The organism is Paractinoplanes toevensis (assembly GCF_018332695.1).
Classification (GTDB): Bacteria; Actinomycetota; Actinomycetes; order Mycobacteriales; family Micromonosporaceae; genus Actinoplanes; species Actinoplanes toevensis.
Genome location: NZ_BOQN01000254.1, coordinates 1 through 580 on the forward strand (window position 1 = coordinate 1; position 580 = coordinate 580).

Consider the following 580-nt stretch of genomic DNA (forward strand, 5'->3'; position numbering starts at 1 on the left):
TCGCCCTGGCAGGTGTCGACGGTCTTGGTGCCGGCACAGATCGACTCCTTGGCCACCAGTCGCACGCCGGCCTTGTCGTACTCCTTGGCGCATTTCTGGTCGGGAACGATCGGCACCGTGGCGTAGTGCAGCTTCCGTTCCTGCTTCATCGAGTTCTCCCGGGTCTGCCCCCAGCCCATCACCACGAACTCACCCCGATCGGTGTCGTCCCGGTTGAGCGGCAGGACGGGCAGATCCAGCGCGTGGTCGAGGCGGATCACCGCCCAGTCGTCGCCGCGGGTCTCGTCGCGGAAGCCGGGGGCGCGGTACACCTTCACCGAATGGGCGGTGAGCGCCTTGGGCGATTTGAGGTCCACCGTGCCGGCGATCACCTTGATGGTGCTGGTGTCCCCGGTGCCGTCCACGCAGTGCCCGGCGGTGAGCACCACGCGCGGCGCGGTCAGCACGCCGCCGCACCCCATCGAGAGGCGCACCATCCAGGGGAACTTGCCGGGCGGGGCGGGCTTGCCACCCACCACTTCGGTGACCGGTCGCGGATCACCGGCGGCGTAGGCCACGCCGGCGACCGCGGTCAGCACCG

General features: G+C 69.8%; 1 protein-coding gene. It reads right to left on the reverse strand.

Features of this window, described 5'->3' with window-relative positions:
• Positions 1–578 (reverse strand): S1 family peptidase (locus Ato02nite_RS51035; protein ID WP_246608269.1); only part of this gene is annotated, 578 nt, incomplete at its 3' end.
• Between the last annotated feature and the right edge of the window lie 2 nt (positions 579–580).